Genomic DNA, 14,307 nt, shown 5'->3' on the forward strand with positions numbered 1-14,307 from the left:
ACACAGCTCTGAACATCAAAATAGCAGCCCAGTGGGCTGCTATTTCCGGTGCTGCTGAATGGCAATATCATATGAATTCCGCGAGCACATGCTCCATTTCCGTAGTGGAAAGACGGTCTACAAGCGGCACTGTGGGGGCTGTAACAGACAAAGCATGAATGACATCAACGTAATTCCGGTCCTTCAGGACCTCATGGGGCAGCTTCATTACATTACGGTGGCCATTGCCGGGAATCATGATGCGTACTCCGGAGAGATAGGCGCTGGCTGAATATAGAATGACATAAAACTGAGGCGATGAATAAAATAGCGGAGCCATTTGCCCATGAACGGTGTCCCAGAGGTATCCCTTCTGATTCACCAGTGCGACAGTGCCGGGCAAGGGAATGTAATCATGCAGCTGCTGCACAAAGCTCTTGTGATACAAATCATCGAAGCCGATTCTTGTGATGAATAAATTCCGCTCTTGACCCTTATAGGGATTCTGCCGGGCTTGCCGGACCTCCCGGACCCAGGAAGCAATGCTTCTGTTGCTCTCCAGGTTAGTTCCAAAGCGGATGTTAGCCGGCAAGGGCGGGTGCTGCGCCATTTCTTCCTCTACCATGTCACTCCAGTCACGGGCTAGCTTGACAACAGCCAGAAATTGCTGGTTGGTCTGCGCCTCCAGGCTTTTCAAGGTGAATCTCCGAAAGATCCCGATTCTCTCTTTGAACCATTGTCTGGTGAGCCGGTTCGGCTTCAAGCCCGAGGTGTTGAAGTCGATCTCGAAAACGATGATATTCCCCATTGGTTTAACCTCCTGCATGTTTTTACATGATATGCACAAAGTCCGAAAAAGTTTATATGCACGGAGGTTCTGAATGGGGGTAATCAAGTAGGAAGGTCCATCTCATCCACAAGGTCGATCAGCATTATTCTTTTCAATTCTTCCCTGTCCAGATACGGATACATATCCTCAATAGGTCTATTTACAACTAATTTGGGATGAACTTCGGTTTTCTTTTCTAACTTCACTTCAATAAAAGCGGGTCCGGCAGTGTTCAGGAACTGTTCAAGCTGATGAACCTCATCCATCGTGTTCATTTGATAAGCCGGGATTGCGTAGGCTTTAACAATATCAATGAATGAAGGATTGGGATTCACCGTAGATTGTTGTCTGCCCTCGAAATACAAATCCTGGAACTGCCTTACCATTCCCAATGAGCTATTATTCATAACCACTATTTTTATGGGTAGATTCAGCCGGACAATAGTATCTAATTCCTGTATATTCAGCTGAAAGCCACCGTCTCCGGCAATAACGAGAGTTTCGCCACCTGTTGCCAGGGAAGCACCAATTGCTGCCGGCAATGCAAAGCCCATAGCCCCCATTCCGCCGGAATTGAGTAATCGTTGATGCCCGGATAGCTTAAAGGATTGGGAAGCCCACATCTGATGCTGGCCAACATCAAGGCAGACTGCAGTGAATTGCTTAGACTTGGAAGACAGCAGCTCCATAAAGCGGTTCGGTTCAATTTCATTAGCAGTTGGGGTAAAAGAATACGTGGGATATTGCCCTTTCAATTCCTTAATGAAAGCTAACCACCCGGTAATATCCGGCGGGCGAACTTCTGAGAATGCAGCATTCATTTTTACCAAAAAGTCCTTCAAATCGGCTTGAACGGTGAGAGTTGCAGTAACCTTGCTATTAAGCTCATTATGATCAATATCAACATGTATTTTGTTAGCACCGCGCGCAAAGGTATCCGGCCTGGTTCCGGTTTGTCTGCTATCCAGTCTGGATCCGAAGATGAGTAACAAGTCACAATTCGCCAGAATCAGATTGCTGTACCGGTTGCCGTACGATCCAATTAAACCTGAATATAAGGGATGATCATGAGTTATCACGTCGATCCCCATCAATGAAGTAACTATGGGTATTCGTGACTTTTCAATGAACTGGGACAGTGCAGCTGTAGATTGGCTAACCCTTACTCCACCACCTGCCAGAATCAGCGGTCTCTTGGCTGCACCTAACATTCTAATAACTTCTGAAATAACAGAATCACTTATATCCTTCGAACCTTTCGAAAGGTCATTATATTCTTCACTATCGTAGAAGCTGGCTAAGTTCTCCGGTTCTATTTGTGCCCTCTGAAGATTCATCGGAATATCTAATAATACCGGACCCGGACGGCCATTCTGAGCAAGACATATTGCTTTTTCTAATTCAAATCTTATTTGATCCGCCGCTGTAACCATAGCAGCATATTTAGTCAATGGCTTCACCACACTGACAATATCAGTCTCTTGAAATCCAATCTGCCTTACGGGACGGTCAAATTTATACTCATAGGTATTTACCTGTCCCGTGATAAACAAGCAAGGAACAGAATCGAAGTAGCAGCTGCCTATACCGGTAAGCAAATTCAGGGCTCCCGGTCCACTCGTTGCCATGGCAACTCCAAGCTTCCCGTTCATTCTGGCATAAGCTTCAGCCGCAAAGGCACCTGCTTGTTCATGACGTACAGAAACGCATTCCATATCATCTCTATATGAAACGGAATCCAGCAAATGAACAATGGCCCCGCCTATAAATTCAAATACATGAGATATGCCTTGTTGCTTGAGACAGTCGATAACATAATCAGATAATTTCAAGGGATCTCACTCCTTACTCTCTGCAGATATTGTCCTTTATTTCGCTGCAAAAGATTCTTCTGCTATGCTCGACAAGTATTGTCCGTACGCCAGCTTGCTCAGCGGTCTGGCCAGCTCCTGAAGCTGCTCCTTGGTAATATAGCCTCTGTTAAACGCGATCTCTTCTATACAGGCTACATATAGCCCTTGCCGCTTCTGTAGGGTCTCCACCAGATTGGCCGCCTCCAGAAGCGAGTCAGGTGTTCCCGTATCCAGCCAGGCCATTCCTCTGCCGAATAGTTCCACGTTTAATTGGCCTCGTCTCATATACTCCGTGTTGACATCGGTGATCTCGATTTCACCGCGCCGTGAGGGCTTAATACGTCTGGCGATCTCCACCACCTGGTGGTCATAGAAGTACAAACCCGGGATCGCATAATGCGACCGTGGAAAGAGTGGCTTCTCTTCAAGCGAAACCGCCTTGCCAGTTACATCGAATTCGACAACACCATAGGCCGACGGATCTTGTACCCGGCAGCCGAATATTGTGGCGCCTTCCTGCCGCAGAACAGCCTTCTCCAGAATGGCGCTGAAGCTTTGCCCATAGAAAATGTTGTCGCCCAGAATCATGCACACCTGATCCTTGCCGATGAATTCTTCGCCGATAAGGAACGCCTCCGCAAGTCCGCGCGGCTGATCCTGAACCGCATACTGAAACGACAACCCGAGTTGTTCACCGCTTCCCAGCAAGTTCCGGAACAGCTGGATATCTCTCCCAGTGGAGATAATCAGGATATCCCGTATGCCCGCCAGCATAAGGACGGACAATGGATAATAGATCATCGGCTTGTCATACACCGGCAGAATCTGCTTCGATATCGACTTCGTCAGCGGATGCAGCCTCGTTCCCGAGCCGCCCGCCAGGATGATTCCCTTCACTCTTATCACTCCCGCTCTAAATAGATTCTACCCTTGTCCACTTGGTATGAAATGAAGATCAACTCCATGGTTCCTGGAACCAAAAGAGTTGATCTAGGTATTGTTGGAGTTTGCGCTAGCTTCGCTTTTATTTGCTTTGTGTCTTGTAAGCTCCGCTGGAGAGGGAATAGTTCAGTGGCCAATCTTCAAAGTCTTGAGATAGCTCAAAGCTTCTGACCGAGAAATCAACCACGCTCACAGAGTAAACATGCCTTGCTCCGATAGTAACAATATAAAGGCTGTCTCCCGTAAAATTCAGCCCGCCCTGAAGAGTGTTATCCGTCATTGGGATGGTCTGCGAAATCAAAGTGTCTGTTGATATCAGTACCAGCTCCTGAGTCCCTTGGGCGCATACCCACTGTTCATCCGGTGACAGGACGAGGGCAAACATACCGTCCGGACCTGGCCAGCTAGTTGTCATGTCTCCATTCTGATCAAGACGTCTGATTAATAGTGCTGCTGTGTTACCGGGGTCCTCTCCGTTGTCCATCACATACGACTCACCGGTCTCTAATATCCGAATACCCCATTTGGAATTCGGTTGATCTGACGCTGCCTTAGTGCCCCTGTTGCTGAAGTTCCCAATCTCCGCATACATGTATGAGGCGAATTGCAAATTGTCAGTAAACCGCACTTCCTTGCTGTCGGGTGTAACTACCAAAGGGTTGGAGAAACCCGGATGCGGTTCCGTACCAAAATTACCGAAAATATTCTTGATAAGCGTAGCCGTACTCATCTCATAGGCGTGAACCTGGCCTGTGTAGATATAGAAGAAAGCATACCTGTTGTCGGGAGAGGCGGCAGAGAAGAGCACGTTCGATTCCATGGGCAAAGTATTGACAGTACTCATGTTCACCAGATCATAGATTTGGAGCGTAGTGCCTGCACTATCTGAGATGAAGAGATACCTCTGGTCAGGCATTAGCAGCAGATCTGTGACGTACGCATCCTCATTCAAATCTATTCCCCAATCCACGGTTTGTGCCTGCGTGTTGAACCGGTACAGTCTATCTTGTACTGCATAGTAAATATAATTCCCGTCTCCGGAAGCGGCATAAGCAGCGGTTAAAGAGCCTTTTATATTATTATCCATAGCCACGTGTCTTGTAGGTCCTGAAATAGCATTGAATATCTCAACCCCGCCCGAAGCAAGGTAATACGCTGTTGCATTCCGGTTATAAGGCAGTCCCGGTCCCACCACTTCGGCCAATAAATACCTGCTCTCCACCGTTATAGGGAACCCATCATTGACAATAAAATTGATCTCTACTTGGACCGAGTATACTGCTGCTCCGGGGGCAGGAGCATGCGTCAGGCTGAAGGGGAATTCTACGCTCGCCTTCTCACCGGGATCGGGAAAGGGAACGCCGAATCCATAACCTTGTGGAATGGAACGAAAATCATACTGTTTAATGACTATACCATTATAAAGTACACTGACAAGGATGGGGATTCTTTGAGCAAGCTGTATCGGTTGAAAGGTTATAAGGAGATTACCCTGCAATAATACATTCTCTCCATACTCCGTTTGCAGGCTAGCCAGGGTGAGGACATTCTGTTCACCATAGCTGAGTCGTAGCGGATCAGTTGTGTATTGATACTGGACAGGAGGTAATGGTGCGCCAGTTACCCCTTGCGGACCGGTGGGTCCAATCGGACCGTCAGGACCTTTGCCTCCCGAGCCTGCGGGGCCATCTGGTCCCGGTAGTCCTTCGGCACCTACTGCCCCTTCCGCACCTTTTTCGCTTCCTCCTGTCGCTCCTGTCACAGAAGGGCCGGTCTGCCCTGTGGCGCCAATTCCTGTCAGCCCGGTTGGACCGGTAGGACCAGTTGGTCCAACGCCAACACCTCCGGTGAGGCTCGCCGGCGGCCCAGGATCTCCCGTGGCTCCTGTAGGACCAGTAGCTCCGTAGCCTGTCGCTCCCGTCGGTCCATTAGGGCCAGGGTTACCAGGGAAGCCTTTATACCCCCTGTTACCGGTCGTTCCGGTAGGGCCGGTAGGGCCGGTAGCTCCGCTAACGGCTCTCGCCGCTTCAACGGAGGCGATGCCGGCAACAGCCCTTCCTATAGATGGACTGTCCTTGATGTTGCTATGACTTATCACTCTGGCCTTAATACTGTAAGCATAGGTTCCAGGATGGGCCGGATGGTTGACTGTCACCTGCATCGTTCTTGCCGCTTCCTCCAGACCGGCATGGGATAAGGTGACCAATTGGGTCTGAATCAGACTTCCGGAGAGGGTAGTTTCCAGTTCAATCCGCAGCAAGGAGGGACCGGGAGTAATGCTCTGGAATACAAGCGGGATATGGAAGGTAACCTGCGCATGAGGCTGCGCTGCAATGATTTCGAGAGTCTCTGCCAAGTGAATCACCGGTCCCGGCACACCCAAGGGAAGAGACTTAAGCGTCGACATAATTTCATCACTCCTTTGATAGTTTCCGAGTTTCAGGTGTTATCGGGAAGTAAGGCGGCGGTTAAGGCACCAAATGCGGCCAGTTCCCATCGATCTTGAGCGTCTCCGGTTATCAGTACGCTGAGCGTCATCGTCGTCGCCGGCCCGCTATACATCACTAGAAATGGATGCACTTGTTCAACACTGGCATAGTCAAGCGTTTGTTTCTGCCAATAATTGCTGTATTGATAGAGTGGGGTACCAAAACTGTCAGCCAGAGTAAAGGTTATTTTTATCCCGCTGTTATTTTGATGATTTCCACCTTTTTCCCAATATATATCCAAATAACCCTCTATCTGGAATACGTCTGACTCTAGAGGAGCCACCGGGAGGGAGGCGAGCACATGAGAATTATTGAGATTAATGACTGTATAGGGAATAATACTGTAATTTAATGTGGGGATATAGGTACTGTTTACCGTTGCTCCAGTGGTTCCAATTGCACCGGTTGGTCCCGTATTCCCCTGTTCGCCGTCCGTTCCAGGCGGACCGGTGAAACCCGTTGCTCCTGTCGGACCCACTGGACCGGTGTCGCCTGTGATTCCATCACCTGTAGCTCCAGTCACTCCCGCTCCTGTCAATCCCGTCGGGCCATTAGTGCCTAATCCTGTCGCGCCCGTCTCACCAGTGTATCCTTTAGCCTCTCCCAGATAAGCTGTTGCTCCAGTTGCCCCCGTAAGACCGGTTGCCCCGGTTGGACCGGGGAGCGAAAGCCCGGGGTTCCCCGGATTTCCTTCAGACCCTGCATCTCCGGTTATACCGGTCGGACCCGTAGGGCCGGTCGCACCCTGAGGACCGAAAGGTCCCGCAAATATAATAGGCCCGGGTCCGGTCTGCAGCAACGGCGAACCTACCCGGATATAGGAAGCAATATTCTGATGATGAAGATCCTTCAGTCTCAACTCATAATGGTGGATGCCAGCGGGTAATTGATCGCTGAAGCTTATAATCGCTTCTGTCTGGATCAACCCGGAGGTGGATGCCAGCGATTCTATCGATACGTTTCGTGCTATTACAAGCGCATTTTCCCTCCACAGTTCATATTCCAGGTGCAGATGGTAGTACCCTGGCGTCAGAACACTCAGCAGCAGTGGCACGGCCAACCGCAATTCTGCAGAAGCGGCCGTCTGTTCCACATCTGTCCGGATGTCCGCAAGAATCAGTACATTGCCGCTTCCCAGAGGAAGCGACGAATAGATCTCCGTCACGTACGCTCAACTCCTTCTTTCTCAGATACTTTTGTATCCATGTCTACATATGAATTGATGCTGCTCAGTTACCTTTACGAAATACGCTTGCCGTTGCGTTGAAGGATTCATAGGCGATTGTTGTATTGCTTGAGACTGGGCCGACATTAACTGACAGCGTATAATTATGCAGACCAAGCGGCGGATTCTCATCGATCGCCATAAATGCCAGAGGTTGTTGGGATGATAAGGTATTGAACCCTGGAGAATTATAATAATTATAATTCAGAGTCCAAAATAGACCTGAGCCTATTGCCTGACCATCTCTATACACCTGGTAAAAAACTGTATTGGTGAATGTAAAATTAGCTGGGTTTCCATACCCAATCTGAAGTGTTCCTTCGACTAATACACATTGATCCGCCGCATTAACCTCCACCGGCGGAAGCTGGCCAACAATCTGTCCTTGCCCTACCGCGGGGCTTCTCACCAGCAGAGTATCGCTTACAACCATCGGCAAAGCCCGGCTAGGTCCTGTCGCACCAGTAGGTCCTACCGGTCCGGTTGGCCCGGCTATATTCGAGCCCGGTCCGGTTGACCCGGTCACCCCTTGTGCTCCGGTATCCCCTGTCGATCCTGCTGGCCCATATCCGGTCGCTCCGGTCGCTCCGACTCCCGTGGCACCAGTCGGCCCGGGAATACCTATACCATCAGCTCCTGTATGCCCAGTTGCTCCCGTTCCACCTCCGTCCCCTGTAGCGGCAATGACACCCGTGGGTCCTGTTGGTCCCTTTGGCCCCTGCGCTCCAGTGATGATTCCCACGCCGGTCGCTCCGGTGGGACCTGTAGTTCCGGTGGGACCATATGGTCCCCGCGTGCCAGCATGACCTTGAGGTCCCGGCGGACCAGTTGGACCAATATCATCCTCTGCAGCAGTCGACCCTTGTACAGAGACAGCAGGGACACCTAACAGTGGATTTGCCTGAATATTCTGGTATGACAGAATACTTAACTCCAATTCAAACTGATGTGCTCCTTGATTGAAGCTCCCTGTGATGTTCACATTCACATCGGCTATAAGCGATTCCCCTGCGTTGCCGCTGCCGATATAAGGGTCCGTGAGGGTGCGAATGACTTGCCCGTCTTTCAAAACCGATAACTGAACGATTAAGTGATAATTGCCGGACACAGCCGGCTGGAAGGTCAATGGTACGCTGAAATCAATTTGGGTCAAGGGGTGGCTTTCTTCCAGCAGTACAGGACTTTCCAACCGTAATGCCGCTCCCGGACTTCCCAGTTGAACCGGAATTAATGATGACATGTGGACACAACCCTTCTTTCTCTTTCATAATTTTGTTTGCCGTCTATTGCACGACTGCGCTGCCCAACAACACCTCCGATACTATTTTATGCGGCCCATGGTTTGTCCAAGTCCACTATAAGTAAGATATCTTATAGATCCGCTTGGTCCGGCAGCATGTTATATTCTATGCAGTTGAATCCATTTGGTATGGGATATTGCTGAAAGCAACTGTAAACAGGCGAATTGTCTAGCGTCCCTGCGGCTATAACACAGCAAGGCACCGGGATTGAATGATCTCGGCGCCTTGGCATTCTTACTCACGTGAATTAGTTAATTCTGATCAACTGGATGTTGGCACTGAAAGCTGTACCTTCTCCGATAGGCTCCCCAGTGAGATTGTACAGAGCTACACCTTGCGCTGTTGTTGTCTGTACAATACCACCACCTGATACAGTTGCAATAGCGTCAGTTCCTATAGGAGAGCTTGCCTCCCCTCCCGGGACAGGACCTAACTGTCCTCCGCCAAGATCTGTGTTGTACAATTCAAAAATCATTGGACCTCCTGGACTGGGGTTAATGCCACTCGCATAAAATTGCACGAATATTGTAGAGTTTTCCGGTAAATTAAAGTGTGTCCCGCCAGCACCAAGTACAATAGCACCACTTTGCGGTCCTGGAACATCCCAGACTATTGGATCTCCAGCACCTATCAATAATTCGGTAGTTCCTGCAGAGTTGTAGTCTGCGAAGAAGGCAATGCCGGTCTCTCCGGTTAGCCCTGTGGCCCCGGTCTCTCCGGTCAGCCCAGTAGCACCGGTTAGCCCTGTAGCACCTGTCTCTCCGGTTAGTCCAGTCTCACCTGTAGCGCCGGCTTCCCCTGTAAGCCCTGTAGCGCCAGTTTCACCTGTAACACCGGTCTCTCCAGTCAGTCCTGTAGCACCTGTCTCTCCGGTCTCACCAGTAAACCCAGTGAGCCCAGTGGCTCCCGTTTCTCCCGTTAGCCCTGTGACACCCGACTCTCCGGTTGCCCCGGTCGCGCCTATTGGACCTTGCAGTCCAGCCTCACCTTGAGCGCCTTCAGGACCTGGAGGTCCTCCCGGATTACCTGTAGCACCTGTAGCTCCCGTAGGACCTACCATTATAGAAGCGGAGAGCACCGTCTCCAGTTTGTTAGTGAGAATAAATTCTTTTTTGACAATATCACGCATCATATTTCTTACACTATCATTCATGGCAAGCACATCGCCAATGGTTGCTTCAGGAGCTGTAACTCCAGGTAAGGTCCCTAGGATATACTGCAGCTTCTCTCCTTCGGCATTGATAATATGACTGAGTCCCAATTCTTCCATTGCAATAGAAGACAGCAATAGGTTGACAGCATCATCCCTAGTAATATTTATCGTTGGGGTGATATTAGGCAAGTTAGCCTGAGACATGGAATCAACTCCTCTGTGTGGAATGGGTTAAATCAATTTAATAATCGAAATCATAGCATCGACACTGGTAAGATCGCCTGCACCGGTATTGTTCAATGTCAGTGTATTGGGATTTTCAGCAATATCCGTTGGGAAAATGCTGCCACCCGCCACCACATTTGGAGCGGCCGGAATAGTAGATATTGCTTGACTCGCTTCAATGGGAGTTCCGTTGAGTAATAGCGACAGTTCCATTCCCTCCCCGGCCGCGGAAACCGCGTTGGCCGAATATTGGACATAGTATAGAGCAGGCTCATTTACACCCAGAACATCATTATTCAGCAAATTAAAGGATCCACCAATCCCACGGTTGATGCTCGAACCGCTACTATAATCGTCTGTGTCAAAAACTACCGGGTCCCCTGCACCCACAGTTGTTACAGTGCCGGAGGACAGCAACCGGTCTACTGCAGGTATGCCGGTAACACCGGTTAATCCGGTGGCTCCGGTAACACCAGTTTCTCCGGTAACACCTGTTGCTCCTATAGCTCCAGTTTCACCCGTCAGACCTGTAGCTCCAGTTTCTCCTGTAGCTCCAGTTTCACCCGTCGCACCTGTGGCTCCTGTCTCACCAGTCAGACCTGTGGCTCCAGTCGCTCCAGTGCCCCCCGTTTCGGCTGTGAAACCTGTGTCCCCGGTTGAACCTGGCTGACCTGTTAAACCGATGAAACCAGTTATTCCGGTAGAGCCAGTCGCCCCCTCATCACCAGTATCTCCTATTGGACCCGGCAGACCTCTTGGACCCGGTGGACCTTCGTCTGGGCCCGTTGGGCCAACCGCTCCTGTAGGACCGTAATCCGTTGGTGCTGCAAGCAGACTCTCCAGTTGGCTGGTCTGTAACCAAGCGCTTTTAACGGTTTCCCCCAACAACCCCCTGATGCTCAAAGTAATATCCTGAAGATTGGAAATGTTAACCACCGGAGCTGTTACTCCAGGAAGAGTTCCCAGCACATATTGCAGCTTCTCCCCTTCTGCATTAATGACGTGGCTAAGGCCTAATTCTTCCATGGCGATCGCTGCCAGCATCATATTAATGGCGTCGTTCCGGGTAAGTGAAATCGATGGAGTAATGTTCGGCAAATTGGCTTGAGACAAATCAAATCCTCTCCTTTCTTGTTTAGAATAGTCCATCATATGTCGGTCACAGCAAATGGTTCGTTAATCAGTCCAGGCTATGTAAGAATAAATCAATTATCTTTTCCACTCGCTCTGGTACCGGATATAAATAAGGCCAGCACGATTTCCGGCTGGCCTTAACGGAACAATATTACAGAGCATCACAATTTATTGTAGGCTTTAACTAAGCTGGACTATAGTGACCTTTGCCGCAGGAAAAGACCTAGGATTACCATGAAAATGACTGGTCACCACAGTATTCTGGTACATAAGTGCCAACTGTATCGTCGAGGGTTCATCGGCTATAAAGATGTAGGTTCCATGTACAATTGAAGGCTCACTCATAATTGGAGCAGCAATTTGAGTCAAAGGTTTAGGCGTACCGTCAATAATAAGCTCCAAACCAGCCGGTTGGTCAGCACTAGACTGAATATTAGCTTGATACAGAATCAGGTAGCTGCCGCTTTCGACAACAAATATATCAGTATCCTGACTATCAGGCCCTATAGCATCTCCACTGCTGGAATTGTGAATGATTGCGAAATGGGGAATAGGGAAGTTATCACTAGATGCCTCAACACTAGGCCCTTTAAAGTAAAATTGGGCATAATTCTGAGACAACGATCCGGTCGGACCTACGATACCAACACCCGTCATCCCAGTAGCTCCAGTAAAGCCCGTGGGTCCAGTCAAACCTGTTGCCCCAGTTTCTCCAGTCAGACCGGTAGCTCCGGTATTACCAGTAACACCCGTTGCCCCTGTTTCTCCTGTATGCCCCGTGGTTCCTGTCTGACCAGTTGCCCCCGTTGCTCCCGTTAGGCCAGTAGCTCCGGCAGCACCAGTCAACCCAGTAGCGCCGGTGTCACCTGTGAGCCCTGTTGCTCCAGTCTCGCCTGTGAGTCCGGTAGCCCCAGTGTCTCCCGTTGCTCCGGTTTCTCCTGTATGCCCCGTGGTTCCCGTCTGACCAGTTGCCCCCGTTTCACCCGTTAAGCCAGTAGCTCCAGTAGCTCCAGTAGCTCCCGTCAACCCAGTAGCCCCGGTGTCACCTGTGAGACCTGTTGCTCCATTCTCTCCTGTGAGCCCGGTAGCACCGGTAAAACCGTCTTCGCCGTTGGTTCCGTTATCTCCATCTTTACCCTTTGTTCCAGTTGGTCCTACTAGACCTGTCGGTCCTGTTGGGCCTGTCGCTCCTGTTTCAACAATATTTAATCCCGTGAGTCCTGTTGGACCACGGTCTCCCGTGAGCCCCGTTGCTCCGGTTGCTCCAGTGAGCCCAGTCGCTCCCGTTTCACCCGTTAGCCCTGTTGCTCCCGTTTCTCCCGTAAGTCCCGTCGCCCCAGTTTCACCCGTAAGCCCGGTCGCCCCAGTTTCACCCGTAAGCCCCGTCGCTCCGGTTTCACCAGTCAGCCCTGTTGCTCCCGTTTCACCCGTAAGCCCCGTTGCTCCGGTTTCTCCCGTAAGTCCCGTCGCTCCCGTTTCTCCAGTGAGCCCGGTTGCCCCGGTTTCTCCCGTCAGCCCGGTCGCCCCAGTTTCACCAGTCAGCCCCGTTTCACCCGTAAGCCCGGTCGCTCCCGTCTCACCCGTCAACCCCGTTGCCCCGGTTTCACCCGTAAGCCCCGTTGCTCCGGTTTCACCCGTAAGCCCCGTCTCTCCCGTTTCACCCGTGAGTCCTGTTGCTCCGGTTTCTCCTGTGAGCCCTGTCGTCCCAGTTTCACCCGTCAGCCCGGTCGCCCCAGTTTCACCCGTGAGTCCCGTTGCCCCAGCTTCACCCGTAAGCCCTGTCGCTCCGGTTTCACCCGTAAGCCCCGTTGCTCCCGTTTCACCCGTCAGCCCAGTCGCTCCAGTTTCACCCGTAAGTCCCGTTGCCCCAGCTTCACCCGTAAGTCCCGTTGCCCCAGCTTCACCCGTAAGCCCTGTCGCTCCCGTTTCACCCGTAAGCCCCGTTGCTCCCGTTTCACCCGTAAGCCCCGTTGCTCCCGTTTCACCCGTCAGCCCTGTCGCTCCAGTTTCACCCGTAAGTCCTGTTGCTCCGGTTTCTCCCGTGAGCCCCGTTGCTCCGGTTTCTCCCGTAAGTCCCGTGGCTCCCGTTTCACCCGTGAGCCCTGTCGCTCCCGTTTCGCCCGTAAGCCCGGTCGCTCCCGTTTCGCCCGTAAGCCCTGTGATCCCTGTTTCACCTGTGAGTCCGGTCTCTCCCGTTTCTCCTGTCTCACCTGTGGATCCCGTAAGACCCGTTGCCCCAGTTTCACCCGTTAACCCAGTCGCTCCCGTCTCACCCGTAAGCCCCATCGCTCCGGTTTCACCCGTAAGCCCCGTTGCTCCCGTTTCACCCGTCAGCCCTGTCGCTCCCGTCTCACCCGTAAGCCCCGTTGCTCCCGTTTCACCCGTAAACCCTGTCGCTCCTGTTTCACCCGTCAGCCCAGTTGCCCCGGTTTCGCCCGTCAGCCCGGTCGCTCCGGTTTCACCCGTAAGCCCGGTCGCCCCAGTTTCACCCGTAAGCCCCGTCGCCCCAGTTTCACCCGTAAGCCCCGTCGCTCCGGTTTCACCAGTCAGCCCTGTTGCTCCCGTTTCACCCGTAAGCCCCGTTGCTCCGGTTTCACCCGTAAGTCCCGTCGCTCCCGTTTCTCCAGTGAGTCCGGTTGCCCCGGTTTCTCCCGTCAGCCCGGTTGCCCCAGTTTCACCCGTCAGCCCTGTTGCTCCGGTTTCACCCGTGAGCCCTATTGCTCCCGTTTCTCCGGTGAGCCCCGTTGCTCCCGTTTCACCCGTCAGCCCGGTCGCTCCCGTCTCACCCGTTAGCCCCGTTACCCCGGTTTCACCCGTAAGCCCCGTGATCCCCGTTTCACCTGTGAGTCCGGTTTCACCCGTTTCACCCGTGAGCCCTGTCGCTCCCGTTTCACCGGTAAGCCCCGTCGCTCCCGTCTCACCCGTAAGCCCTGTTGCTCCCGTTTCGCCCGTGAGCCCTGTTGCCCCGGTTTCGCCCGTCAGCCCGGTCTCTCCGGTTTCACCCGTAAGCCCAGTTGCCCCGGTCTCACCCGTCAGCCCCGTTGCCCCGGTTTCTCCCGTAAGCCCCGTTACTCCCGTTTCTCCCGTAAGACCCGTTGCCCCCGTCTCACCCGTGAGCCCTGTCGCTCCCGTTTCACCCGTGAGCCCTGTCGCTCCCGTTTCGCCCGTAAGCCCCGT

The 14,307-nt window shown here is 51.9% G+C and carries 9 protein-coding genes; all 9 read right to left on the reverse strand.

Features of this window, described 5'->3' with window-relative positions:
- Positions 1–67: 67 nt before the first annotated feature.
- Positions 68–787 carry a glycosyltransferase gene (locus GC101_RS11435; protein ID WP_171717352.1) on the reverse strand — a complete coding sequence of 240 codons (720 nt, stop codon included), beginning with the start codon at positions 785–787 and terminating at the stop codon, positions 68–70.
- Between the two features lie 83 nt (positions 788–870).
- Positions 871–2,640 carry a thiamine pyrophosphate-binding protein gene (locus GC101_RS11440; protein ID WP_171717353.1) on the reverse strand — a complete coding sequence of 590 codons (1,770 nt, stop codon included), beginning with the start codon at positions 2,638–2,640 and terminating at the stop codon, positions 871–873.
- 36 nt (positions 2,641–2,676) lie between these two features.
- A complete protein-coding gene (gene rfbA / locus GC101_RS11445) occupies positions 2,677–3,558 on the reverse strand; it encodes a glucose-1-phosphate thymidylyltransferase RfbA (RefSeq protein ID WP_171717354.1) in 882 nt (293 codons plus the stop codon).
- A gap of 127 nt (positions 3,559–3,685) precedes the next feature.
- Positions 3,686–6,010 (reverse strand): WD40 repeat domain-containing protein, encoded by a 2,325-nt coding sequence (locus GC101_RS36500; RefSeq protein ID WP_216626558.1) that lies wholly within the window; start codon positions 6,008–6,010, stop codon positions 3,686–3,688.
- 32 nt (positions 6,011–6,042) lie between these two features.
- The gene (locus GC101_RS36505; RefSeq protein WP_171717355.1) at positions 6,043–7,257 is read right to left on the reverse strand and encodes a collagen-like protein; all 1,215 of its coding nucleotides are present in this window, start codon (positions 7,255–7,257) and stop codon (positions 6,043–6,045) included.
- Positions 7,258–7,321: 64 nt separating this feature from the next.
- Positions 7,322–8,557, reverse strand: coding sequence for a collagen-like domain-containing protein (locus GC101_RS36510; RefSeq protein ID WP_171717356.1), 1,236 nt, complete (start codon positions 8,555–8,557; stop codon positions 7,322–7,324).
- A gap of 308 nt (positions 8,558–8,865) precedes the next feature.
- Complete coding sequence (locus GC101_RS36515) at positions 8,866–9,975, reverse strand: alpha-helical endospore appendage domain-containing protein (RefSeq protein ID WP_281365838.1); 1,110 nt, start codon at positions 9,973–9,975, stop codon at positions 8,866–8,868.
- 27 nt (positions 9,976–10,002) lie between these two features.
- Positions 10,003–11,109, reverse strand: a complete 1,107-nt coding sequence (locus GC101_RS36520; RefSeq protein WP_216626559.1) for an alpha-helical endospore appendage domain-containing protein — start codon at positions 11,107–11,109, stop codon at positions 10,003–10,005.
- 201 nt (positions 11,110–11,310) lie between these two features.
- Positions 11,311–14,307: beta strand repeat-containing protein (locus tag GC101_RS36085; protein WP_171717357.1), on the reverse strand; the 2,997-nt coding region annotated here is incomplete at its 5' end.

This window comes from Paenibacillus phytohabitans, from assembly GCF_013141775.1.
Lineage (GTDB): Bacteria > Bacillota > Bacilli > Paenibacillales > Paenibacillaceae > Paenibacillus_AQ > Paenibacillus_AQ phytohabitans.

What these genes read in the sequence shown, in the direction of transcription:
- GC101_RS11435 (WP_171717352.1), bottom strand. Translation starts at nt 787, where the DNA reads ATGGGGAATATCATCGTTTTCGAGATCGACTTCAACACCTCGGGCTTG.
- GC101_RS36500 (WP_216626558.1), bottom strand. Translation starts at nt 6,010, where the DNA reads ATGTCGACGCTTAAGTCTCTTCCCTTGGGTGTGCCGGGACCGGTGATT.
- GC101_RS36510 (WP_171717356.1), bottom strand. Translation starts at nt 8,557, where the DNA reads ATGTCATCATTAATTCCGGTTCAACTGGGAAGTCCGGGAGCGGCATTA.
- GC101_RS36515 (WP_281365838.1), bottom strand. Translation starts at nt 9,975, where the DNA reads ATGTCTCAGGCTAACTTGCCTAATATCACCCCAACGATAAATATTACT.